At 39.1% G+C, this 22,104-nt stretch carries 22 protein-coding genes and 1 pseudogene; 4 read left to right on the top strand and 19 right to left on the bottom strand.

The annotated features are described in order from the left end of the window. The first annotated feature begins 238 nt into the window (after positions 1 to 238). Both DS745_RS24515 and DS745_RS04860 read left to right on the top strand, forming a co-directional pair. Entirely contained in the window at positions 239 to 1,066 is an 828-nt protein-coding gene (locus tag DS745_RS24515) for an LPXTG cell wall anchor domain-containing protein (protein ID WP_161568179.1), read from the top strand. A gap of 73 nt (positions 1,067 to 1,139) precedes the next feature. Continuing rightward, the gene (locus tag DS745_RS04860; protein WP_129077160.1) at positions 1,140 to 1,769 is read left to right on the top strand and encodes a class D sortase; all 630 of its coding nucleotides are present in this window, start codon (positions 1,140 to 1,142) and stop codon (positions 1,767 to 1,769) included. 25 nt (positions 1,770 to 1,794) lie between these two features. On the opposite strand, the pseudogene DS745_RS25085 reads toward DS745_RS04860, so the two are convergent. The 5 genes and pseudogenes from DS745_RS25085 to DS745_RS04830 form a co-directional block, all read right to left on the bottom strand. Further along, positions 1,795 to 2,121: pseudogene (locus DS745_RS25085) on the bottom strand (putative nucleotidyltransferase substrate binding domain-containing protein). A 527-nt stretch (positions 2,122 to 2,648) separates the two neighbouring features. Continuing rightward, positions 2,649 to 3,437, bottom strand: coding sequence for a stage II sporulation protein SpoIIQ (locus tag DS745_RS04845; protein WP_129077158.1), 789 nt, complete (start codon positions 3,435 to 3,437; stop codon positions 2,649 to 2,651). Positions 3,438 to 3,558: 121 nt separating this feature from the next. Beyond that, complete coding sequence (locus DS745_RS04840; protein WP_129077157.1) at positions 3,559 to 5,433, bottom strand: FAD-dependent oxidoreductase; 1,875 nt, start codon at positions 5,431 to 5,433, stop codon at positions 3,559 to 3,561. Between the two features lie 104 nt (positions 5,434 to 5,537). Further along, positions 5,538 to 6,575: a stage II sporulation protein D gene (gene spoIID / locus DS745_RS04835; RefSeq protein WP_129077156.1), complete on the bottom strand. Its 1,038-nt coding sequence runs from the start codon at positions 6,573 to 6,575 to the stop codon at positions 5,538 to 5,540. A 473-nt stretch (positions 6,576 to 7,048) separates the two neighbouring features. Then, entirely contained in the window at positions 7,049 to 7,483 is a 435-nt protein-coding gene (locus DS745_RS04830; protein WP_129077155.1) for an SRPBCC family protein, read from the bottom strand. Between the two features lie 159 nt (positions 7,484 to 7,642). Here DS745_RS04830 and DS745_RS04825 point away from each other — a divergent pair, with 159 nt between their 5' ends. Further along, positions 7,643 to 8,344, top strand: coding sequence for a hemerythrin domain-containing protein (locus DS745_RS04825; RefSeq protein WP_129077154.1), 702 nt, complete (start codon positions 7,643 to 7,645; stop codon positions 8,342 to 8,344). 164 nt (positions 8,345 to 8,508) lie between these two features. Further along, complete coding sequence (locus DS745_RS04820) at positions 8,509 to 8,766, top strand: hypothetical protein (RefSeq protein WP_129077153.1); 258 nt, start codon at positions 8,509 to 8,511, stop codon at positions 8,764 to 8,766. 109 nt (positions 8,767 to 8,875) lie between these two features. Here the strand turns inward: DS745_RS04820 and murA are convergent, their stop codons facing one another. From murA to DS745_RS04750, 14 genes are all read right to left on the bottom strand, one after another. Then, positions 8,876 to 10,201, bottom strand: coding sequence for a UDP-N-acetylglucosamine 1-carboxyvinyltransferase (murA, locus tag DS745_RS04815; RefSeq protein ID WP_129077152.1), 1,326 nt, complete (start codon positions 10,199 to 10,201; stop codon positions 8,876 to 8,878). A gap of 33 nt (positions 10,202 to 10,234) precedes the next feature. Continuing rightward, positions 10,235 to 11,020, bottom strand: coding sequence for a YwmB family TATA-box binding protein (locus tag DS745_RS04810; protein WP_129077151.1), 786 nt, complete (start codon positions 11,018 to 11,020; stop codon positions 10,235 to 10,237). A gap of 140 nt (positions 11,021 to 11,160) precedes the next feature. Beyond that, on the bottom strand, positions 11,161 to 11,394 hold the full coding sequence (locus DS745_RS04805; RefSeq protein WP_129077150.1) for a DUF1146 family protein: 234 nt from the start codon (positions 11,392 to 11,394) through the stop codon (positions 11,161 to 11,163). 347 nt (positions 11,395 to 11,741) lie between these two features. Continuing rightward, entirely contained in the window at positions 11,742 to 13,196 is a 1,455-nt protein-coding gene (locus DS745_RS04800; RefSeq protein WP_129077149.1) for an NADH-quinone oxidoreductase subunit N, read from the bottom strand. Positions 13,197 to 13,201: 5 nt separating this feature from the next. Further along, a complete protein-coding gene (locus DS745_RS04795; RefSeq protein WP_129077148.1) occupies positions 13,202 to 14,728 on the bottom strand; it encodes a complex I subunit 4 family protein in 1,527 nt (508 codons plus the stop codon). Continuing rightward, a complete protein-coding gene (gene nuoL, locus DS745_RS04790) occupies positions 14,725 to 16,614 on the bottom strand; it encodes an NADH-quinone oxidoreductase subunit L (RefSeq protein WP_129077147.1) in 1,890 nt (629 codons plus the stop codon). The genes DS745_RS04795 and nuoL overlap by 4 nt, the downstream gene beginning before the upstream one ends. A gap of 189 nt (positions 16,615 to 16,803) precedes the next feature. Then, the gene (gene nuoK, locus DS745_RS04785; RefSeq protein WP_196121195.1) at positions 16,804 to 17,112 is read right to left on the bottom strand and encodes an NADH-quinone oxidoreductase subunit NuoK; all 309 of its coding nucleotides are present in this window, start codon (positions 17,110 to 17,112) and stop codon (positions 16,804 to 16,806) included. 1 nt (position 17,113) lies between these two features. After that, positions 17,114 to 17,611, bottom strand: a complete 498-nt coding sequence (locus DS745_RS04780; RefSeq protein ID WP_129077146.1) for an NADH-quinone oxidoreductase subunit J — start codon at positions 17,609 to 17,611, stop codon at positions 17,114 to 17,116. After that, the gene (locus DS745_RS04775; RefSeq protein ID WP_129077145.1) at positions 17,608 to 18,063 is read right to left on the bottom strand and encodes a NuoI/complex I 23 kDa subunit family protein; all 456 of its coding nucleotides are present in this window, start codon (positions 18,061 to 18,063) and stop codon (positions 17,608 to 17,610) included. Before DS745_RS04775 ends, DS745_RS04780 begins: the two co-directional genes overlap by 4 nt. A gap of 5 nt (positions 18,064 to 18,068) precedes the next feature. Next, positions 18,069 to 19,025 (bottom strand): NADH-quinone oxidoreductase subunit NuoH, encoded by a 957-nt coding sequence (gene nuoH / locus DS745_RS04770; RefSeq protein ID WP_129077144.1) that lies wholly within the window; start codon positions 19,023 to 19,025, stop codon positions 18,069 to 18,071. After that, a complete protein-coding gene (locus DS745_RS04765) occupies positions 19,025 to 20,134 on the bottom strand; it encodes an NADH-quinone oxidoreductase subunit D (protein ID WP_129077143.1) in 1,110 nt (369 codons plus the stop codon). Before DS745_RS04765 ends, nuoH begins: the two co-directional genes overlap by 1 nt. Before the next feature lie 15 nt (positions 20,135 to 20,149). After that, positions 20,150 to 20,626, bottom strand: a complete 477-nt coding sequence (locus DS745_RS04760) for an NADH-quinone oxidoreductase subunit C (RefSeq protein WP_129077142.1) — start codon at positions 20,624 to 20,626, stop codon at positions 20,150 to 20,152. Further along, the gene (locus DS745_RS04755) at positions 20,623 to 21,159 is read right to left on the bottom strand and encodes a NuoB/complex I 20 kDa subunit family protein (protein WP_129077141.1); all 537 of its coding nucleotides are present in this window, start codon (positions 21,157 to 21,159) and stop codon (positions 20,623 to 20,625) included. Before DS745_RS04755 ends, DS745_RS04760 begins: the two co-directional genes overlap by 4 nt. Then, on the bottom strand, positions 21,150 to 21,521 hold the full coding sequence (locus tag DS745_RS04750) for an NADH-quinone oxidoreductase subunit A (RefSeq protein WP_129077140.1): 372 nt from the start codon (positions 21,519 to 21,521) through the stop codon (positions 21,150 to 21,152). Before DS745_RS04750 ends, DS745_RS04755 begins: the two co-directional genes overlap by 10 nt. Positions 21,522 to 22,104 lie beyond the last annotated feature (583 nt).

Below are 22,104 nucleotides of genomic sequence, written 5' to 3'. Positions count from 1 at the left end.
CAATAATCACGATATTTGATGTATTTTGGAGATAAGTTTACGTTTATATTTTCATTAGAACGTTTTATAATCAAAGAATAGATAGTTCTCTATAAAGAACATTACGTTGTCGCCGTTTTCAACGAACCTATACAGTTTATATATGTTTCAAGGCTGAGAGGAGTGTTGTCAATACTTCTAACTTGCGAACTTAATAAAACGACACAACTAATTAAATATGTAGATTAGGAGAATGCCTATGAAGCTTAAGCGAAAGCTAGTGTTAACTCTTCTTCTCTCAGTAACTTGTACTTTTGCACTAACCCTAGGTCTATTTTTTATTTTGGGTACTAAAGAAGTTCAAGGAGACACATGGGAAGTAAAGATTTCTACTAGACCACAAAAGGTTTTATACAATGTCGGAAACTTTAAACCTGGAGATTGGTCTACTGCAACTTTAGCGGTTGCAAATGATGGTCGGAGAAATTTTTCCTATAGGTTATCTGTAAAACAGAAGGAAGGTTCCGAGAAATTTTTTCGAGCATTGCTAATAACCGTCACAGACCAAAATGGTACAGAATGGTACAGTGGTAGTTTAGAAGGTTTGTTAGGGTATACCACTTCTCGGTATCTTAGTAGCGGGAGTTCAGAAGAACTTTTTTTCAATGTAGAATTTCCATTCCATTACGGCAATGATTATCAAGGGCTATCTTGTGCGTTTGATATCATCTTAACAGCAGAGGCTACCACTCAACCTCCACCTGAGGAACCACCGGTTGAAGAACCGCCAATAGAGGAACCTCCAGTTGAAGAACCACCGATAGTGGAGCCTCCTATTGAAGAACCACCCGTTGAAGAGCCACCAATCAAAGAACCACCTGGTGAAGATTCGGTAGATCCTCCGACCGAAGTATCACCAGAATTTCCGGAGGAAGAGGAAGAGTATGAGAAACCAGATCTTCCAACAAGTGATTATGGATCAACATTACCTCAAACCGGGGAAACCAACCCAATATATTACTATATAATTGGTGCTATTATTACGCTGTTCGGAATAGGTCTATTTAGAAGACAAAGAGTTAAGTAACACATGAGGGTGACTAGTGTGGTGCCAGGCACCATGTTAGTCACCCTTCATTCTTTTGAAGGGGTGTTAAGCAATGAAGAAGTTTATGGCAATTTTCCTAATATCGGTCGGCATCATAACAATTTTTTATCCAAAGATCGCTGATCAATATAGTTACTATCAGAAAAATAAACTCATTAAAGAGTTTAGAAGTAGCAATGCGGCAGTAGCTAGTTTCTCTGAAGTAAACCGTTTGTTAGAAATTAAATACGATGAGGATATGCCTGAAGTCGAAGAAGAGGTAAATCCTGAGATTATTGGTAGTAGTGTTATAGGCATGATTGAGATTGGAAAGATTGACTTGTTGTTACCAATATTGTACGGTGCTACAGAGGCAAATTTAAAATTTGGAGCCGGATTTTTAGAAGGCACTGCGCCATTAGGGGGAACTGGAAACACAGCGGTTGCCGCACACCGAAGTCATGCATTTGGAAAGCTGTTCAATCGGTTAGATGAGTTGACTACGGGTGATCAGATTGCTATCTATACTAACCAAGAAATGACAAACTATATTGTTCAAGATATCAAGCTTGTTTTACCCAGCGATATTTCAGTATTAGAAGACACTGGACATGATATCATTACGTTAATCACCTGCCACCCCATGACCAATCCAACACACCGGTTAATTGTTCATGCGAAAAGAATAGAAGAAGGCGCATAACGTTATGCGCCTTTTTACATTACAATCAAAACGAAGCTAGCACTTGATTTTGCAACGCAGAAACTATCTTCAATGCCTGAATTAGTTCTTCTTTCTCCCGCGACTTTAAGTGAGTAAATTTCACAACTGAGCTACTCTCAATGCCCTGTTTAAAACGAGTCCAACCTTGCGTTACTCGAATTTATAAAAGAATACTATAAGCGTACATTAGTTCTCCGGCAAAGTCTTCGTTGATTGCATTAAGCTTTGCCAGCTCCGTAATTCTCTGCAACGGTGTTCCTTCAAAAATACCATCTTTTATCGCCAGCAGCTGCAAGCAATGATGGAATGGAAACAGCACTTCTTTTTTTATTCGATCGAAGCTATTTCCAACGGAACTAAGCGCGAATTGGATGATCTAGCGATGGTCCGCGGTGTTCCTTCTCAACCCTGCCCAAAAAAATTCGAGCTCTATCACTTTGCTCTTTTGTAGTAGAAAGAAAGCGGTTATGAAGATATGGGTCACCAACGAGAAAAGTTATTCCTTAGGAGGACGTGCTCGCTTGTTGAAGAAACACTCCAACGCCGGAGCCGATCATTCCAGTATGAGACGAAACCTTACTAGCCCTCTTCACTGGCCATCAACCCTTTACAATGCTCGTAGCCTGCTAAGTCACTTGCTTGACTATCTCGCTACCGAGCTGTTGGAAGTTAGCCTCATGCACTAAAAAAATGATCTTGATCCTTTAACAAAAATTGCTCGCCGCGGCCACCAATAGTTTGGATTGGAACCTACCGAGTTGGACTGTAAACAATTATTTAGGTTGAAGTAACCGTAGTTTTTGTTTCATACTACAAAAAAATAGCCCCCAGCACGATTGCTAGAGACTATTTTTCAAATTAATCTTGTTCTTCAAGCTCTTCTTCGCTTGGTTCTTCTACTTCTTCATCGTCAGCTTCTTCAGCTACATCGCCTTCAGCAGCATTTGGAAGTGCTGTTGCTGGTTGATCGAATAGTGTTGCTGGGTTTACTGGAACGCCATCATGACGTACTTCGAAGTGAACGTGAATTCCTGCATCTTGGTTGTAAAGGTTTCTACCAGCTTGTGCGATAACCTCGCCTTGTTTTACAGCTTGGCCTTCTTCAACCTTTACACCTTCTAAGCTTTGGTACACTGTAACAACATGGTTGTCATGTTCGATATGAACTAGGTTACCAAATAAAGCGTCTTTTTCTACTTTAACTACAGTACCACTTAATGCTGCAACAACATCAAATGTTTCTCCACTCTCTAATGCGAAGTCCATACCTTTGTTTTGGTAGTAAGTATTATCGTAAAATACGAGAGCAGCTTGCTGTTGTTCTTCAGTTGCGTTGAAGTCGAAGAAGTAACCAATTACGTTCACTTCTGCTTCATTTAAGAATGGCTTCTTGAATACTTCATTGACTGCTGTTACCGGTAGTGCTTCTTCATAGTTTACACCAGGATTAGTATCAGTTTGTCCTTGCTCCATATTTGGATCTTCTTGTACGATTTGTTCTTCAGATCCTTGAAGCCAGATTACTGCGCTTAATACTACCGCTGCTAAACCAAGATACACTGCAGGTAATACCCAACGTTTTTTCATTTGTTTTTGAAGGCTTGCCTTCATTTTTGCTAATTTAGAAGATTGATTTTCTTCTCTCATTTGATCATCACCTCAGCAATCAGTCTGATCAAATTGCGAGAATTATATACACAATTACAAATAAATTTTAACAAATTATTTTTCGACAAGATCGCTGAAATTATTCATAGATTTTAAAAATTTATTTTGATAAATGTTTTAGTAATTTTTCTGCTATATAAAATACCTCAGCACGGATTAATTCTCGGTTCTCAGGGATCAAATCATATATATAGTGATCAATAAGGTTTAATTGAAAAGCAGTATCCCAGTTGTCATAATCAACAGGTTCGTCGCTGAATGATGAAACTAAGTATGCTGCCAAAGTATCTCGATCAACATTATGATTACCAGCGCCTTCAATTGAATATACTCGCTTAATTTTATCCCAATACTCTTGGTATAGAATGTCATCTATTCGAAGTAATCCATTGCTAATGATGTTTGAAAAAGCAATTAAGTTCATATGATCGTTTACAAACAGTTCATTTTCATAACCACCTGAAACTAAGCCGTAATCTATTAGAAATTGGATAGATTCGTCAAACCATTCACCTTCATAAGGATAATTAACACTGAAATAATCAACTTTTGCATCCTGAGCTGATAGAGTTTCGCGTACTTGCATAATTAAATCAACACTCTGAGAAAGCTGCCTAAATGTTAGGTCATGATCAATGGAAACTCTCGCTGCTACGCCTCCAGCCTCACCAGCTGCCATTCCTGTAGGAATAATCCTCGCACTACCAGCTGCAATGGATGAATACCCTGCTGACCGACTAACAACGAGAACATTTTCAATCTCTAAAGGCACTAACGATCGAAACGGTATGGCATATTGCACAGGATTAGACATAATGTATCCATAATCACCAATCGACGTTGCTTGTACATCTACTGGATAGCCACCAAAACCAATGCTATCCCAGTGATCCGCATTTTTCCAAACATCAGACATTGGCAAATAATATTCTGCTAAAAGATGTCGTGTTTCACGTACATATAACTCTGAAGGATAACTAGCAACTTCTGCGTTTTCAAAACCTGGAAATTCTTTACGCAAGTAATCTACGATATGATTTGTTTCTCGAATTCCTTTTTCAAGAGCAGCTTGCTTTTCCTGTTCATCTAACCCGTTAACACCAAAGATTTGTAGGGCATTAATAAAAATTTCTTCTTTCTTAGGTACACGGACAATGTTTAGACCTCGTAACCTTGTGTTTTCCTCTTTAGGCTCGTACATAAAATGAAGGTCGTTAAAGCCCCAAGCATTTAACCTGGTCACCTCTCCGTATCCAAACTTTTGGTCTCTCGCTGCTTTACGCACACCATTCCAATCAACATTCTTAAGGTGAAGCATAATTGTAACCGCCATTAAGCGATCCTTCATATTAATATCTTCGCCACCAATAAAGTGAGGTGCTCCTGCCATTACTGCGAAGTCAGCATCTTGAGTCGCATCAATGAAACGTTTGCCATAAACAAGTGAGTGACCATTTTCGTTTACAAGATTGACACCAATTACATGTTGTGAATAATCTTCTTTTATAACATCATCAAACTCTGTATTTAATACCAATGTTAAGTTAGGTTCATCTTTAACTAATTTTAGAAATGCTGCTTTCCCAAGTTCAATATCAAAGGATGTACCTCTCCCAACTAATTTATGCCATTCGTTATAAATACCACCTACTGCACTTTTATTGTTAACTCCATGAACAATATCAATATAGTTCAGCATTCCGAATGTCATTAATCCACCTAGGTTTTCTCTTTTTTCAACCAACAATGTCTTTGAACCATTTCTCGCTGCGGAAACTGCTGCAGCTACTCCTTCAGGTTCTCCTCCAATGACTATGACATCATATTCAGTATCCAACATTGGTTGCTCTTCTGGTGGTTGATAGTTTTCAATTAATGCTTGTCTTTTTGCGTCAAGGTAATAGTTGGATAAAAAATATATTCCTACCCCTAAAAATGCTAAAACGAAAGAGAATGCTGTTATTTTTTTCATCATAATTAAGTTTCTACTCCCTAAATGATTTTTCTGATATAAAGTCACCTTTTTATTTTTACATATTTAGGATGTATTGAAAAGGTAGAATTCAAAAAAGCAGCATCCTATTGGACACTGCTTGAAGCTGTTAGATTTGCGATAAACGGTTCAATTGAGCTAATTTGAACATCCTGGTAATAGTGGTTAATAATATCTCGGTATGTTCTGCCTTCTTTTGCCATACCTTCTGCGCCCCATTGGCTCATTCCGACACCATGGCCCCAGCCTTTTGTTTGAATTACTACGTTGTTTCCATTTCTCTTCCATTGAAAATCGCTAGAGTCTAAATCTAGCTTCTCTCGTATTTCTCGACCAGTAAATGTTTTTCCATTAATCTCAACAGACGCTACTCTACCACTATCTGTTCGAGAAGTAATTTTTCCAACTGTACCGTCGCCCGGAAGTTTCACACCAAGCTTTTGGAAAAATTCTTGCGAGCTAACAACTGTTTCTTTTGTGTATCTAGGAGATTCACTATCCCACGGGCTCTCTACGCTTCGTAAGTAAGGGAACTCATTGGCCCAATAGTCCTCAGAATTCTCTGTATAGCCATTACTTGTTGAGAAGAAAGAAGCTGTAATTGGACTTCCTTCATACGTAATGACTTGACCACGTGTGGCTTGAACTGCTTCTGTTACCTTTGCTTTTGCCCAGGCATAATCCTTGCCCCAAAACTCTCGAAGTTCAGCATCGTTTCGAAATACTTGATGCATAACCGTATCAGTGACAACTGCGCCCTCAGGTAAAGTAATATCTCCAGGGTTTAGCATATGTTTAATAATGAAGGTTCTTGCCGTCAATGCTTGCGCCTTTAAGGCCTCTAAAGAAAATTCTGCTGGCATTTCCGAAGCGACAACTCCAATAATGTATTCTTCAAAGTCAACTTCTTCAAGAACCTGCGTTTTTGTACGGAAGACAGGTACACTAATATTTTCGGCTGGTAGAATGGTTACATTAGTAGAACTTGTGTTGGAAGTTTGTACTACAGTAGGTTTCATAGATTTGTCAGGAGTGTCTTCCCCTTGAAATGCTAGAACTAGCATTGTGGGAATAATAAGGATAATACTGCAGAGAATCGTGCCAAAAATAATTAATTGTCGCATTACATACGCCTCCATACTTTGATTTTGTGCTGTGATTAGTAGACGGTCTCTTTCATTTTACTCTCTAGCATTGTATGCAAAAATGATAGGGCTTAGACCAAGTTTGAGGAAAAAATTCAGGATGTTTAGGACAAACCTAGTATATTTTGATAGACAAGTTCTGGTGGAGTGGACTGAGAAGACCTTATTTTTGAAAAAAGTGCTCATTTTTAAGTTTTGCGGTCTCACCGGCTCTTATTTCTTAATTTTTATGCGGTTTTAGCCTGATTTTAGTCAAATAAGGTCTTCTGTGACCGCGAAAACCGAAAATGTAAAGTTTTCGGCAAAATAAGAGCCTCTCAGTCCGCCTACAATAAAAAAGCCCAGAGAATTCATTCTGGACCAACCTATTCTAATTACTTTTTCCATTCCAAACGTACATTTCGAGTAATTTTGTCCATTTTAGGTGCCTGACACCCTCAATACAAACCAATTCACTCTCTTTCTATCACTTCTTTCGCATTTTCCACGGTTTTCTTAAACGTCTTTTCTAGTTTGTTCATGATTAAAGTGGAGGCGAGTTTTGCTGCGCCTTTCTCGAATTGGGCCGTCGCTCTACGTGTAAACTTTGTTTTACCGTCCATATCCTCATATATATTGGCGATCTCATGATAAAATGGTTTTTCTGCTCGACAGATGACTCTCTCATTTTCGATGTATTCAATGACTTCCGCCTCAGCGACCATTTTCTTACCTAACACTTGATTTGTAACTTCAATCACCGCGCCCGGTTGATTGTAACAACCTTTTAAAACCGCAACCCCAACCACACCGGGTTCCCACTCTGGCCGTCTTTGCAAATCTTCAATAAAAGAAAACACTTCATCAACTGGTTTATTAATGACAACACTATGTTCTACTGTTTTCATCTTAGAAACTCCCCCAATAATTGTCCTTTTTCTCAATCATATGAGTTGAGTTAAGTTTTAATGATTAAGGGTTACGGCTTTGTATTTTAGTACTATATTCATAGTAAAAAGTATCCAAAAGTTATTTAAACCACCTCCAAAACATGTTATGATTATTGAATAATTTACACTAATTTACTAAGTAGGATAATTACGGAATTACGATATGAATTATTTACTGCTGTACATAAAGGACTTAGGTATGAGTTAGGTAACATTTCGTCTGCTGCTAGTTCATTGAATGTTGAGGATGATGTTTCTTTAGCTGAGTTTACAAGAGTCTTCCAAACTCTTTCACGAGTGTTACATAGTCACGCTGAACACGAGGATAGTTTCGTTCAACCAATAGTTGACAAGCTAGCACCTGCGCTATCTGAAAGATTAGAAGAAGAACATACTAGTACCGAGGAAATTCTTGTTGGTTTAGATGATGCAATTGCCATTTTACCTCAACTATCAAAAGAAGAGCGTCAAGTTGCCTGGAATAACTGGTCAAAAAATTATAATCGCTTTTTTGCACAATATCTTAATCACTTACAAACAGAAGAAGTAGAAGTTATGGAAGTATTGTGGCAGCATATGACCGATGAGGAATTAGATGAAGTTTCTGTTAAGCTTCGTTCTTCTATTCCTCCAGAAGAAATGGCCGTATACCTTTCTTATATGTTACCAGCGATGAACGTTTATGAGCGTGTTGGCATGCTGAGCCAAATGCAGAAATTTGCACCACCTGAAGCATTCCGTGGTGTTTGTGAGTTAGCAAAAAATGTTCTTGCTGAAAAAGATTGGACTGAACTTGAGCAAGGGCTCTCAATTGCATAAAATCTTATTAGTGAAAGTCACTTCCTCCGAAGTGACTTTTTCTATTTGTCAATAACTTTCTAAGGAAAGTCAACTATACTTTTCAACAAATTTGTGAATAATTCTTAACAAATTTATGAACATTTGCTATAATGTAAGTAATTACATTAATAGGGGGCTTTTGGATGACTCTTTCATTCCTCATTGGACCGGTTGTAGCTCTAGTTGTTTTCACCATCTTCATCACAGATAAGTGGGAAGTTGTCATGCACGGTAGCCAAGACACAGATCGTGATAAGATTTATCAACAATATCATCAATTAAAAAATCAAAAAATACGCTGCAAAGTCGTCAGAGAAGATCCGAAAACAATTGCAGAAACTGTTGTTTATAAGTTACTTGTGATGAAGCAAGATTTAGACAAAAAGAAAGTACTTTTGTAGTACTAATGAAAGCGCTTAAACAATAAATTAAAGTAACAGTAAATTTACTGTTGCTTTTTTGAATGTAAAAAGGACTTACACCTTTATCGATGTAAGTCCCTATGATACGTTATGCTAAGTTTGGATTAACTTTTAGTGGTGCTGGTGCATCAAGGTTTTCAAGTTTTGACTGATCAACCTCGTATACGCGTTCAACATTTGCACCTAATGCTTTTAATTTTCCAGCAAAATCAACGTATCCACGATCAATGTGTTTTAATTCAATCACTCTCGTGTAACCTTCAGCAACAAGTCCTGCGATAACAAGAGCTGCTCCAGCACGAAGATCTGTTGCGGCAACTTCTGCTCCTTGTAATGTTGCTGGGCCAGAAATAATGGCTGTTCTGCCTTCAATTTTAATATTTCCATTCATGCGACGGAATTCTTCAACGTGCATGAAACGATTTTCAAACACAGTTTCTGTAATTACACTTGTGCCTTCTGCTCTAAGTAACAGAGACATCATCTGTGATTGCATATCCGTTGGGAAGCCTGGATGTGGCATCGTTTTAATATCGATTGGCTTCAGTTTTTCTGGACCAATGACACGGATCCCATTTTCTTCATCAATAATTGTGACACCCATTTCCTCCATTTTGGCAATAAGAGGTCGTAAGTGCTCTGATAAAGCACCCTCTACAAGCACATTTCCACCTGTAATTGCGGCTGCTACCATAAATGTCCCTGCTTCAATTCGGTCTGGAATAATTGTATGGCTCGCACCAACCAATTTTTCAACACCTTCGATACGAATTGTACCAGTACCTGCGCCACGTACTTTTGCTCCCATTGAATTTAAATAGGTAGCTAAGCAGACGATTTCAGGTTCTTCAGCAGCATTTTCAATGATTGTTGTTCCATTTGCAAGAGCAGCTGCCATCATAATGTTTTCAGTTGCTCCAACACTAGGGAAGTCTAAATAAATTTTTGCTCCTTTTAGGCGCCCGCTAACTTTGGCGTCAATAAAGCCGTTACCTATCTCAACAACAGCTCCCATTGCTTCAAAACCTTTTAAGTGCTGGTCAATTGGTCTTGAGCCAATCGCACAACCTCCAGGTAAAGCGATTCTTGCATGACCAACTCGGGCAAGTAGTGGTCCCATAACTAAGAAGGACGCACGCATTTTGCGTACATATTCAAATGGGGCTTCTGTTTTCAATGCCTTTTGGGCATCAACCTCAATAGCTCCGTTCTCATATATCACATCAATGTTTAAATTTCTCAGTACTTCATTTATCGTGTATACATCAGCAAGTGCTGGTACATCATAAATATGGCTCTTGCCTTCACTTCCTAGAATAGATGCAGCGATCACTGGTAAAACGGCGTTTTTAGCGCCTTCTACTTTTACTTTGCCAGTTAATCGGTTACCTCCTCGGACAATAATTTTTTCCAACGTATTCCCCTCCGACGTCCAGTTTCTAATATATTAATATTCAGTCGTAATTATCGGCGTTCCAATTGTAACGGTTGTTTTACCGCCCAATCCTTGTGTTGCTCGAATTGCAACTTGTAAATTCATGTTTTGATTATTCGTTGTTAAAGAATTGTTCCATATGTTAGTGTATGCAGAGATGGAAATGAACGTTTCCTCTTTTAACGATTCAATTGTTTGTGCCGAAAAATCAGCTAACAACGCATCCGCCTGTTTTTTAAAACCAAAATTTAGTTTATCACTGCTGTTTCCTGATACACAAGTGAAAATTTTGGTATTGTTCTGAAATAAGTCTTCAAGCCTATTTTGTATAATCCAGTCTAGCGTTTGCCATTGATCTTCTGTTACTTTCTTCTCGCCATGAACGTTATATATAAGATATGAATGTAGTTGTTCGTTGTGAGGGTAAACAATGTAGGTAAGTGTTTCTGTGACACGAGTGTCGTGGTAAGTACGTGTAGCTACTGCCTTTTTTTGGCCTCGTAGCTCATCATTTGCAAGTGGTTCCCATGTAAACTCTGGAGTGTTCTCTTTGAGTAACCGGAATTCTTCTTCATACTCACCTTCAGTTTTCCAACTATTTAAATGCTCCCTTGTATAAAGCGTCCAATCTGTTAATTCAATCTCATGTTTGTCCATAACTTCTATAATCTTTGCAAGCTCGCCCGTCGACTTATGATCAGTTGCTTCTCCACTCCAACTTATACCAAAATAAAGACCTAATAAAGCTATGCAGTATACTACATATTGCATAATATCTTTTCTCTGTATATTCCCCATGTTCTCTCTCTCCTTAACGTTCGTTTCGTCGAACTCTACTTACTAGCATTTTTGCCAAATAGAGAGGATAAATACATGGAAGTTGTAGTTAAAAGTCGACATAATCAGCCGATTACTGCAAACTTTGCTTAGTTAAAAAGTTAAAATAGGAATCGAAGCATTTTTGAGTAGTTCAGATAATCTAAGAAAAAGCTACTTACTAAATGAGTTAACGCAATCGTAGTGACAATTGTTAAGACAATTCCCTGAGGACTTTTCGGGTTCTTTACAAGCACGTCAAAGCGAAATGCTTGTAACGCCCACCAAATAACAACCAAAAACATTAAGTTAACAAAAAGGTGTACAAGTGCTTGTTGACCAAATGGCTCATACATATGTATAACTCCTTGAGAGAAATTGTGAATTTTGAATTATGAATTATGAATTGTGTGAGTTTATCTAGGATGTTCAAGTTCAATTCAAATTTCATATTCAAATTTCCTTTATTTCTCTTTTATTTCCCGTGCAATCGATTGTTGAAACCATATTTTCCTAAACATGGTCACAATTTATATGATAACGAATTTCAGGGAAAAAAGCTATGTGAAAAATGGAGGATAAACTACAAAATAAGATTTATTTCGAGATTTTTTTCGAAAGTTCGACATTGTTTAATTTTCATAAGAAAAAACCTACCAAAATATTTATTCTGGTAGGTTTAACCATGTATAATTTGGTAATACTAAAGGATGATCCAATTTAAGCCGTTCATATAATTGGTTAGCATGTTGGCGAATAGAGCTAGCCCAAAAGTACCGATAAGAGAAATCGTCACGATAAGCGAAATGCTTGTCGGTGCTTTTAGCATGCTATCTTCTTCTTTAGGTGCCCTCATGTACATTTGTTTGATGATCCCGAAGTAATAGAAGAATGAGATTGTACTTGTTACGATCATAATAACCGCAAGCCAAACCATCTGACTCGTCATTACCCCTAAGAAAATGTAGACCTTCCCAACAAACCCTGCAGTAATCGGTAGTCCCGCCATTGACACTAAAAACACAGTCATTGAATGCGCAAGAAACGGTGATCTTCGATATAGACCTGCAAAGCTTGAGATTTCTTCATCATTCTCTTTTTCAGTCACATATGATATGATCGCAAACGCTCCTAACGTCATAAATACATACGCAAATGCATAGTACACAATCATACTTAGAGAAATATGAATATTTAACAATGCAGCTAGAGGCACTAAAAGATATCCAGCTTGCGCAATTCCCGAGTAAGCCATTAGGCGTTTAATGTTGGTTTGGACTAGGGCAACTGTATTACCTACAATCATTGTTAGAGCTGCAATGACTGCGATTACGAAATACCACTGATCGTAAATTCCACCAAATCCAACTGCTAAAATACGGATCATGATCGCAAATCCCGCTACTTTTGAAACAGCTGTTAAAAACCCTGTAATCGGTGTTGGTGCTCCTTCGTAAACATCTGGAGCCCACATATGGAATGGAACAATTGATATTTTAAACCCTAAGCCTGCTACCATAAAGAATAGTGACATCATAATTAAGAACGGATACTGAGCGTAAAGAGTTGGCATAGCCGCTCCAATTTCTAGTAGGCTCGTCGAACCAGTTAAGCCATACATAAATGACATTCCGTAAAGAATAAACGCTGATGCTGTTCCGCCAAGTATTACATACTTCAGCGCAGCTTCTGTTGATTTAGCTTGATGTTTTCGGAAACCAGCTAAGCAGTAAGAAGAAATACTTAGGATCTCTAATCCGATAAACAACGTAATTAAATCTGCAGAAGATACCATTAGCATCGCACCTAATGCTGCGAACAATAATAGTGAATAAAATTCGCCTTGATACATGTCATCATGTTTATCCAGGTAAGACATCGAATTCACAATTACTAACGCTACTCCAAGTAAGATAACGATTTTGAATAGCATCGCAAAAGGATCGACGACAAATGTTGAACCAATCGTACCTGGAGTTTGATTAAAGATGACTACCAGTACAATCGTGACAAGAAGTGAAATGACACTTAACGTTCCGATGAATGGCTTTTTACCACGAATTCCTGTAGTAAAGTCAATCGTAAAAACGGTTAAAGCTAAAACTGCTAAGACAATCTCCGGAGTCATTAAAGACCAGTCTGCGTTAAATGCTGTCATTGTCTTTAACCCCCTATCTTCGACACTATGTCGATCACTGTAGTATTGATAACATCACCCAAAATCGCTGGATAAACGCCGATTAAAATAATTAATCCTAGCAAGCAAACCATTGGAACATATTCGATCGGACGTGCATCTTCAAGGTGTGCATGAGATTGATGTAATTGACCAAACGTCGTTCTTTGCATTGCCCAAAGTAGATAGGCAGCGGTAAGAATAATCCCAAGAGCAGCAATGACAGCGATTGTTTTTGCAGCTGGAATGACATCAGGAGATGCCCAGAAGATACCCATAAACGCTAGAAACTCACTCACAAATCCTGACATCCCTGGAAGTCCTACCGAGGCCATCGCAGCCGCTAGTAAAAATCCAGCTAGGATCGGAATTGTTTTTGAAAGTCCACCTAACTCTTCGATCATGCGTGTATGTGTTCGTTCGTAAATCGCACCTACCATAAAGAATAGTAGCGCTGCAATAAATCCGTGTGATACTAATTGGAAAATAGCGCCTTGCATACCTGAAGTCGTAAATGATGCGGCACCAAGCAAGACAATCCCCATATGAGATATACTTGAGTAAGCAACAAGCTTTTTCAGGTCTTTTTGAACCAAAGCAAGTAATGCACCATAAATGATATTTACCACACCAAGAATGGCAATCAAATATGCAAAGTTAGCAGCTTGATCCGGTAAAATCCCAAACCCAACACGAAGTAATCCGTAAGCACCCATTTTTAACAACACACCTGCTAAGATCATACTAGCAGCCGTAGGCGCTTGAACGTGAGCATCCGGTAACCATGTGTGGAACGGGAAGATTGGTAACTTTACCGCAAAGGCGATAAATAATGTTAAGAACAAGCCTGCTTTGAATGCATTAGATATCATGCCAGCATATGCCGGGTTCCCGTAAATTTCTGCTAACGCAAGGAAGTTTAATGTTGGTTGACCTGATGCCATCGCTCCTTGATAGAACATCGCAAAAAAGGCAATTAACATTAACGCACTTCCAAGCCCCGTGTAAATTAAGAACTTAAATGCTGCATACTCTCGTTCTTTTCCACCCCATATTCCGATGATAAAAAACATAGGAATTAGCGTTAACTCAAAGAACAAGAAGAACAAGAACATATCTAGTGCAACAAATACTCCAAGCATTCCTGTTAAAAGGATTAGCATCCAAACAAAGTATTCTTTGACACGATCTTTAATTGTCACAGAAGCTACTACGGCTAGGAATGTGACGATTGTTGTAAGAACTAATAGTGGCATGGAAAGTCCGTCAACACCAAGCTCATAATTGAAGGAAACAAAGCCTAAATCAATCCACGTGTAATTCTCAGCAAATTGCATTCCTGATAAACCGCGATTAAAATTGCTCCACACAATAATTGAAATAATCAATGTCACGAATGACGTTATGCCTGCAATCGAACGGATCACATTTTTATGCTCATTAGGAATTGTGAGTACAATTAAAGCACCTAGTAATGGTAGAAAGACAAGTAATGTTAATATATTTGGGATCATCCTAAATACCCCCTTAATACAAAGGCTAGGGCGATAACTGCGATTCCACCAACGACTGTGACTAAACCGTAAGTTTGCAATTGACCTGTATGCCTTCTGCTAATGACATAGCCTGTTCCCTTTGCAAGATAACCAGTTACGTTGACAATTCCATCGATAATGAAACGGTCAATGGCCCAAAGGAATTTCCCTAGGCTTACTACTGGACGTACAAACACCGCTAAGTAAAACTCATCCATGTAGTACTTGTTCAGTAGTACCTTATGTACTCCTGGCGCCATGTTCGGGAAGTAATTTTCTTTGATTGTCCCTTTAAAATAAATCAGATAGGATAACCCAAATCCTACGGCAGCGATTAATATCGAGTAACCAACTAACCAAAGCTCACCATGGGCTTGTTTCCCCACATTTAAACCTTCTGTTAAAAATGCTTCGAGTCCAAAACCGAAAATCGGTGTATTCACGTAACCTGCTACTACAGCAAGGACGGCTAAGACGATTAACGGTATTGTCATCACTTTTGGACTTTCATGTGGTTCATGGTGGTGCTCACCAGCTTCTAATGAGTCACTACCACGGTATTTCCCAGTAAATACTTTAAAGAATAGACGGAACATATAAAATGCAGTCATCGCAGCTGTAATCGATGCAATGATGAATAAAAACGGATCGCCATTGTACCAAACAGCAGCTAAAATGACTTCTTTACTCCAGAACCCTGAGAGTAGTGGCGCACCAGCAATAGCGAGTGTACCGATTAAGAATGTGATCGCCGTAACCTTCATCTTTGACCACAAACCACCCATTTCACGGATGTCTTGTCGATGGTGCATTCCATAAATAACGCTACCAGCTCCTAGGAATAAAAGTGCTTTAAAGAATGCATGTGTCATTAAGTGGAATAAACCAGCCACATAACCAGCTGTTCCTAAAGCCAAAATCATAAAGCCTAGCTGACTGACTGTTGAATATGCTAAAACACGCTTAATATCTGTGTTTACAAGCGCAATCGATGCCGCAAAAATGGCTGTAATCGCCCCTGTATAAGCAACAACTGTCATCGCTGTTGGTGAAGCTAAAAAGACAGGGTACATAACTCCCACTAGGTAAACCCCAGCAGCTACCATTGTCGCCGCATGGATTAAAGCGGACACAGGTGTTGGACCTTCCATCGCATCAGGCAACCAGACATGTAATGGGAATTGCGCCGACTTACCAACAGCTCCTAGGAAAATACAAAGAGCAATTACCGTGACCATTGTTTGTTCAACTAATCCAGCGTTGATTGCTGCAAAAATTGCTTCATATTCAAATGATCGAGTATAAATAAATGTAAGTACAAGACCAATGAATAACCCGACGTCCCCAATTCTTGTTGTTAAGAATGCCTTTTTCGCCGCCGCTGCAGCTTCAGGCTTGAAGAACCAGAAACCTACAAGTAAGAACGAACAAACCCCTACTAACTCCCAGAAAATAAAGAGTTGAAGAATGTTAGGTGATAACACAAGACCTAACATTGAAAATGAGAATAACCCTAGGTATGAATAGAAAACAGGGAAACGATCATCCCCATGCATATATTGTTTTGAAAATAAGTGAACAAGTAAACTAACAGTCGTAACAACTACTAACATCATCGCGTTTAAAGCTGTTACTTCGTACCCCATTGTTATGGTGTGTTCCCCGAAGGTAAGCCACCTTACAACGTACTTATAACCTTCCCCACCGATTCTTTCGAATAAGACAACTACTGACACCCCGAATGAAGCAGCCATGGCAACTATTCCTACATAAGCCGCTCTTTCTTTCAGTATTCTTCCAAAAAATAGAAGCAACACGAAGGCTAATAGTGGGAAGACGGGTATTATCCAGGCAAATTGCATCATACCATCACCTTTTCCTCTTTTAGTCTAGCTGATGTTCAAAAATTCCGGTAACCATTGCTGTCGCAGTTCTTCGTTGGCTCGCTTCTGCGGTACTCATGTATTTCTGTACACTCCGTTCCTCGAATCTCCGCCGCCTCGATCTTCTCCGCCCCGCTTATCCTCATTTTTGAACTTTCATTTAAGCTAGCCTTACCAACGCATAAGATCTTGTTTAATAACATCAATTGATTTTCGATTGCGATATAAGGCAATTAAAATCGCTAAACCAACGGCTGCTTCAGCTGCAGCTACTGTTATTACAAATAGAGTGAATACCTGCCCAGTAATGTTTGCAAACGGGCCAATACTAGAGAATGCTACTAGATTGATATTTACCGCATTTAACATCAACTCTACTGATACAAGAACGATTACGAGATGTCTTCTCGTAAGTACTCCATATAAGCCGATACAAAATAGAATAGCTGCTAAGGCAAGATATAACGTTATTGGAACCATTCTAATCGGCCTCCTTTCGTGCCAATACAATGGCTCCTACTAAAGCGGCAAGTAGTAAAATACCTGCTCCTTGGAATGCTATGACATAATTACCGTAAAGATCGATCCCAATTTGCTCTGCAGTTCCAATATAAAGTTCCTGGTTTACTGGTAAATCAAGCGAAAAAATACCAGTTAACATTAGTCCTAATAGAATGGCTACCCCAACTAAGCTCAACGCTTTATGGGCAAACTTTCTTTCTGGACCAAACGATACTGTTTTATGGTCGGTCATCATCATACCGAATACAAAGAGAATGGAAAGAGCCCCTACGTAAACCATGATTTGAACGATCCCAATAAATTCAGCTCGTAGTAAAAAGTAAAGTCCAGCTACTGCAAAGAATGCAAAAGCCATTGATAAAACTCGATGAGCAATTCGTTTTAAAATAATTACCATTACGGAAGAAGAGATTGCTAGAATTGCAAGGATGAGAAATATAACTAACTCTCCACTCATTTCTCGTCACCTCGCTCTGTTTCTTCTTCTGCAGGTTCATCAATTTTATAGTTTCCGTATACTTCGTTGTTTGTTAACCATTCCATGTCCTTAAACATTGGATCGCGAGTATAGTCTGACAGATTATCATACTTTGTCGTCATCACAATCGCTTCAGTTGGACAAACCTCCGTACAGAAATCACATAATATGCACCCTTGAAAATCAATGTTATACGTATCAATTACTTTTTTCTTCGGATTATCTTCCGCCTTCTTACCTGTTAGCGTAATGACATCCGTGGGACAAACCTGAACACATAAGTTACAAACGATACACTTGTCTGGAAAAAATCGTTGAATTCCGCGGAAACGGTCTGGGATTTCCGGTTTTTGTTCAGGGTATTGGATGGTTTCTTTCTTTCCAGCAAAATACTTGAGTGTAATTCCGAAACCTTTTAAAAATCTAAACATTTATCTCACCCCATCCATACTTTTATCACTGCCGTAATGACAATGTTAAGTAGCGCTAGTGGTATTAAAACTTTCCATCCAAAGGACATTAATTGATCCACCCTTACACGCGGAAGTGTTGCACGTAACCAGAACCAAATGAACATAAATAAGCACATTTTTAATAAGAACCAAACAATTCCCGGTAAAACTGGTCCTAACCAGCCACCTAAGAATAACGTTGTAGCAAGAGCGGCAATCGCAATTGCGTATACGTATTCAGCAAGCATGAAGAATGCCATACGGAAACCACTGTATTCAGTATGGTAACCAGATACTAGCTCACTCTCAGCTTCTGGCAAGTCAAACGGAGATCTGTTTAGCTCGGCAATCGCTGCAATCATGTAAATAACGAAACCTAAAAATTGTGGAATAATAAACCAGACGCCCAAGTCTTGTTGAGCAAAAACGATATCGCGTAAATTAAGGGATCCAGCTAAAATAACAACACCAATTATCGCAAGAACTAACGGTATTTCGTAACTAACCATTTGAGCTACTGCACGCATCGCTCCCATTAAGGAATATTTGTTATTCGAGCTCCAACCACCCATTAATACGCCAATTGTGGTAATAGAGGAAATACCGATAAAATACAAAACGCCAATGTTCAAGTCAGCCGCATATATGTTTTCACTCCATGAAATCACCGCGAGAACCATATACGCTGGTGCAAAAGCAATGATTGGAGCAATCATGAATATTTTACGGTCTGCTTGAGAAGGAATAATATCCTCTTTCATTAATAGTTTCATAACGTCGGCAATGGTTTGAAGTAAGCCCCAAGGGCCGTGTCGGTTTGGTCCAATCCGGACCTGCATATAACCAATTACTTTTCGTTCAAAGAGGATCGCATACGTTACTGCACCTAGAAGTAGTCCTAACACAGTAACGGCATAAATAATCATATTCACTAAATCCATTATGCATCGACCTCCCCGAGTACAACATCGAGGCTTCCAAAGATTGCGACTAAGTCTGCAATGTTTCGGTCAATTAACATATCTGCAAGGATTTCAACATTTACAAACGAAGGTCTGCGTAATTTTAGACGGTAAGGCTTATTTTTGCCGTTACTTACAAGGTAAACGCCAATTTCACCTTTTGATGCTTCACAACGGAAGTACGTTTCACCAGCTGGTGGTTTAATCATCATGATCCGTTGACCTTTTTTATGGACAATTTCTCCTTCAGTAATCTGGTCACATGCTTGCTCAATAATTTTTAACGACTCAAACATCTCATCAAGTCTCACTTCATATCTTGCAAAACAGTCGCCTTCTTCTCTTGTCGGAATGTCAAAATCAAAACGGTCATAAATCGAATAAGGCTGATTTTTACGTAAATCAAACTTCACACCACTACCTCGAAGAATTGGTCCTGAAAGTCCCCAGTTAATCGCATCTTCTTTGGTAATAATGCCAACGCCTTTCGTACGACCAATGAAGATTTCATTACCTGTGACAAGCTGGTGGTATTCAGCAAAATTTTCGCGAAGTAACTTCACTGTTTCTTTTACCTTATCAATCCAACCTTCCGGAGCATCCCACTTAACGCCACCAATACGCATGTAGTTAAACGTCATTCTCGCCCCACTAATTTCGTTCAAGCGGTCAAGAATTGTATCGCGGTCACGGAACGCATATAAGAATGGACTTAAGGCTCCAATATCCAAAAGGTATGTTCCCCACCAAACTAAGTGACTAGCAATTCGATTTAATTCCATCGTAATGACACGTAAGTATTCTGCTCTCTCTGGCGCCTCAATCTCCATTAGCTTCTCAACAGCAGCACAATAAACGTAGTTATTTGTCATTGCATTCATGTAGTCAAGACGATCCGTATACGGAATGAATTGGGTGTAAATTAAATCTTCAGCAAGCTTCTCTGTTCCTCGGTGTAAATAGCCGATGACAGGTTTCGCTTTTCTGATATATTCTCCTTCAATAACTACTTCGATTCGGAATACACCATGTGTACTAGGGTGTTGCGGGCCTATGTTCAATACCATTTGTTCAGTTTTTATACTCATCTACAGTCACCCCCACTATAAACCCATTTCTTCTTTATCAAACTTGTAGTCTTTACGAAGTGGATGACCGACCCAATCATCCTCTAAAAATATACGAGTTAGATTTGGATGACCGATAAACTCGATACCTAATAAATCATAAGCTTCTCGCTCATGCCAATCGGCCGTTTTCCAAACAGGCTGCACGGAAATTATTTTTGGATTAGACCTTGGCATCTTTACCTTAATGCATAAATACTGATCTAATTCCATTGAGTAAAAATTGTAAACTACCTCCATATGCTCTTCGTAGTCAATACCTGTTAAACAGCATAGGAAATCGAACCTTAATTTTTCATCTTCCACTAGTAATCGAGCTAACTCTAAGTTCCACTTCTCACTAGCCAATGTTAAAAAAGGCTCATTAAAATTTATTTTGCTTTCTTCAACCACTTCAGGGCCTGATATATCTTCAAACTTTTTCAAGACAGTATCTAGTAATAGTTGACTCATATCCTTTGGCCCACCTTCTTCCTTCTCTTGCCTTTGGCTTCTTCTCTAATCTGTATACGAAGTTTCTCAATGCCATCTAACAGCGCAGGTGGAGTTGGTGGACAACCTGGGATATATACATCCACAGGAACGATTTTGTCAACGCCGTTAACAACACTATAAGCTTTGTGATAAGGACCGCCGCATGTTGCGCAAGATCCCATTGCAATGACCCATTTCGGTTCAGGCATTTGATCGTATAGGCGTTTTACAACTGGCGCCATTTTTGCAGTTACTGTTCCTGCAACGATCATTAAGTCCGCATGTCGTGGTGAAGCTCGGAAAAGTACCCCGAAGCGGTCCAAGTCATAACGGGCAGCACCCGTAGCCATCATTTCGATCGCGCAGCACGCTAAACCGAATGTTAACGGCCAAAATGATCTTGTCCTAGCCCACGCCTTAACTTCCTCAACCTTTGTAATAAGTACATTGCGTCGTACTTCTTCGACTATCGCCGGATCGAATTCTTCTAACCCCTGTTTTTTTAGTTCCATTCAAGCACCTTCTTTTTCCAAGAGTACGCAAGACCTAACCCAAGTACAACAATAAATATAAGCATTGCATTGATCCCAAACCATCCAAGATGGTCTAGAGCAACCGCCCAAGGATATAAGAAAACGGTTTCAACATCGAATATGACAAATTCTAGCGCTACTATGTAGTAGGCCACGCTGAACCGCACTTGTGCATCTCCAGTCGGCAAAATTCCACTTTCATATGGAACTAACTTATCAGGATATGGGTTATGGGGCCGCAAAAGCTTACCAAACGTCAATCCTCCAACTGGAAGTGCTATACCTAAAAGCAAAAATATGATGACATACACATAACTGTTTAGATATAAATCCAAATCCATGCGCTCTCTCCCTCCATTCATTGCTTTATTTGTATTCAACTCCCCTACTAAATTATAACAAAGCCGGTAAAATTATGTCCATAATTTTTTAAATATTCAAATTTTTATACATAAAACTATCAAAATACTGAAAACAAGATAAAACTTGATATTATAGGAATTTTCAGATTAGTAGTACAAGCAGCTGCCTGTCTTACAACAGTCTAAATGTGTCTAATTTTAGAAGATTGGTGGGGCGGTGTTATATAGGGAAATTTTGGCTGTTATATTAAATAATTGTTAATTGTGATGTGAATGTAGAATGTAGAAGCGCTATCGTGTCCAAACGAAGAGGAGAGTGAAAGAAAAGGTAACGCAAGAGGTCCTATCGTGCCCAAACCGAGCGGAGAGTGAAAGAAAAGGTAACGCAAGAGGTCCTATCGTGCCCAAACCGAGCGGAGAGTGAAAGAAAAGGTAACGCAAGAAGCGCTATCGTGCCCTAACCGAGCGGAGAGTGAAAGAAAAGGTAACGCAAGAGGTCCTATCGTGCCCAAACCGAGCGGAGAGTGAAAGAAAAGGTAACGCAAGAGGTCCTATCGTGCCC

Origin of the sequence: Anaerobacillus alkaliphilus, assembly GCF_004116265.1 — a bacterium.
Classification (GTDB): domain Bacteria; phylum Bacillota; class Bacilli; order Bacillales; family Anaerobacillaceae; genus Anaerobacillus; species Anaerobacillus alkaliphilus.
This window is presented reverse-complemented; position numbering and strand designations above follow the sequence as displayed.

Bases quoted from the DNA above. Each gene is read 5' to 3' on its own strand.
- DS745_RS04810 (WP_129077151.1), bottom strand. From the start codon at position 11,020: ATGGGGAATATACAGAGAAAAGATATTATGCAATATGTAGTATACTGC.
- nuoK (WP_196121195.1), bottom strand. From the start codon at position 17,112: ATGGTTCCAATAACGTTATATCTTGCCTTAGCAGCTATTCTATTTTGT.
- nuoL (WP_129077147.1), bottom strand. From the start codon at position 16,614: ATGATGCAATTTGCCTGGATAATACCCGTCTTCCCACTATTAGCCTTC.
- DS745_RS04750 (WP_129077140.1), bottom strand. From the start codon at position 21,521: ATGGATTTGGATTTATATCTAAACAGTTATGTGTATGTCATCATATTT.
- DS745_RS04840 (WP_129077157.1), bottom strand. From the start codon at position 5,433: ATGATGAAAAAAATAACAGCATTCTCTTTCGTTTTAGCATTTTTAGGG.
- DS745_RS04800 (WP_129077149.1), bottom strand. From the start codon at position 13,196: ATGACAGCATTTAACGCAGACTGGTCTTTAATGACTCCGGAGATTGTC.
- DS745_RS04780 (WP_129077146.1), bottom strand. From the start codon at position 17,611: ATGAGTGGAGAGTTAGTTATATTTCTCATCCTTGCAATTCTAGCAATC.
- spoIID (WP_129077156.1), bottom strand. From the start codon at position 6,575: ATGCGACAATTAATTATTTTTGGCACGATTCTCTGCAGTATTATCCTT.
- nuoH (WP_129077144.1), bottom strand. From the start codon at position 19,025: ATGGATTTAGTGAATATGATTATTTATGCCGTTACTGTGTTAGGACTA.
- DS745_RS04830 (WP_129077155.1), bottom strand. From the start codon at position 7,483: ATGAAAACAGTAGAACATAGTGTTGTCATTAATAAACCAGTTGATGAA.
- DS745_RS04765 (WP_129077143.1), bottom strand. From the start codon at position 20,134: ATGAGTATAAAAACTGAACAAATGGTATTGAACATAGGCCCGCAACAC.
- DS745_RS04795 (WP_129077148.1), bottom strand. From the start codon at position 14,728: ATGATCCCAAATATATTAACATTACTTGTCTTTCTACCATTACTAGGT.
- DS745_RS04845 (WP_129077158.1), bottom strand. From the start codon at position 3,437: ATGAGAGAAGAAAATCAATCTTCTAAATTAGCAAAAATGAAGGCAAGC.
- DS745_RS24515 (WP_161568179.1), top strand. From the start codon at position 239: ATGAAGCTTAAGCGAAAGCTAGTGTTAACTCTTCTTCTCTCAGTAACT.
- DS745_RS04755 (WP_129077141.1), bottom strand. From the start codon at position 21,159: ATGGAACTAAAAAAACAGGGGTTAGAAGAATTCGATCCGGCGATAGTC.
- DS745_RS04775 (WP_129077145.1), bottom strand. From the start codon at position 18,063: ATGTTTAGATTTTTAAAAGGTTTCGGAATTACACTCAAGTATTTTGCT.
- DS745_RS04805 (WP_129077150.1), bottom strand. From the start codon at position 11,394: ATGTATGAGCCATTTGGTCAACAAGCACTTGTACACCTTTTTGTTAAC.
- DS745_RS04860 (WP_129077160.1), top strand. From the start codon at position 1,140: ATGAAGAAGTTTATGGCAATTTTCCTAATATCGGTCGGCATCATAACA.
- DS745_RS04760 (WP_129077142.1), bottom strand. From the start codon at position 20,626: ATGAGTCAACTATTACTAGATACTGTCTTGAAAAAGTTTGAAGATATA.
- DS745_RS04820 (WP_129077153.1), top strand. From the start codon at position 8,509: ATGACTCTTTCATTCCTCATTGGACCGGTTGTAGCTCTAGTTGTTTTC.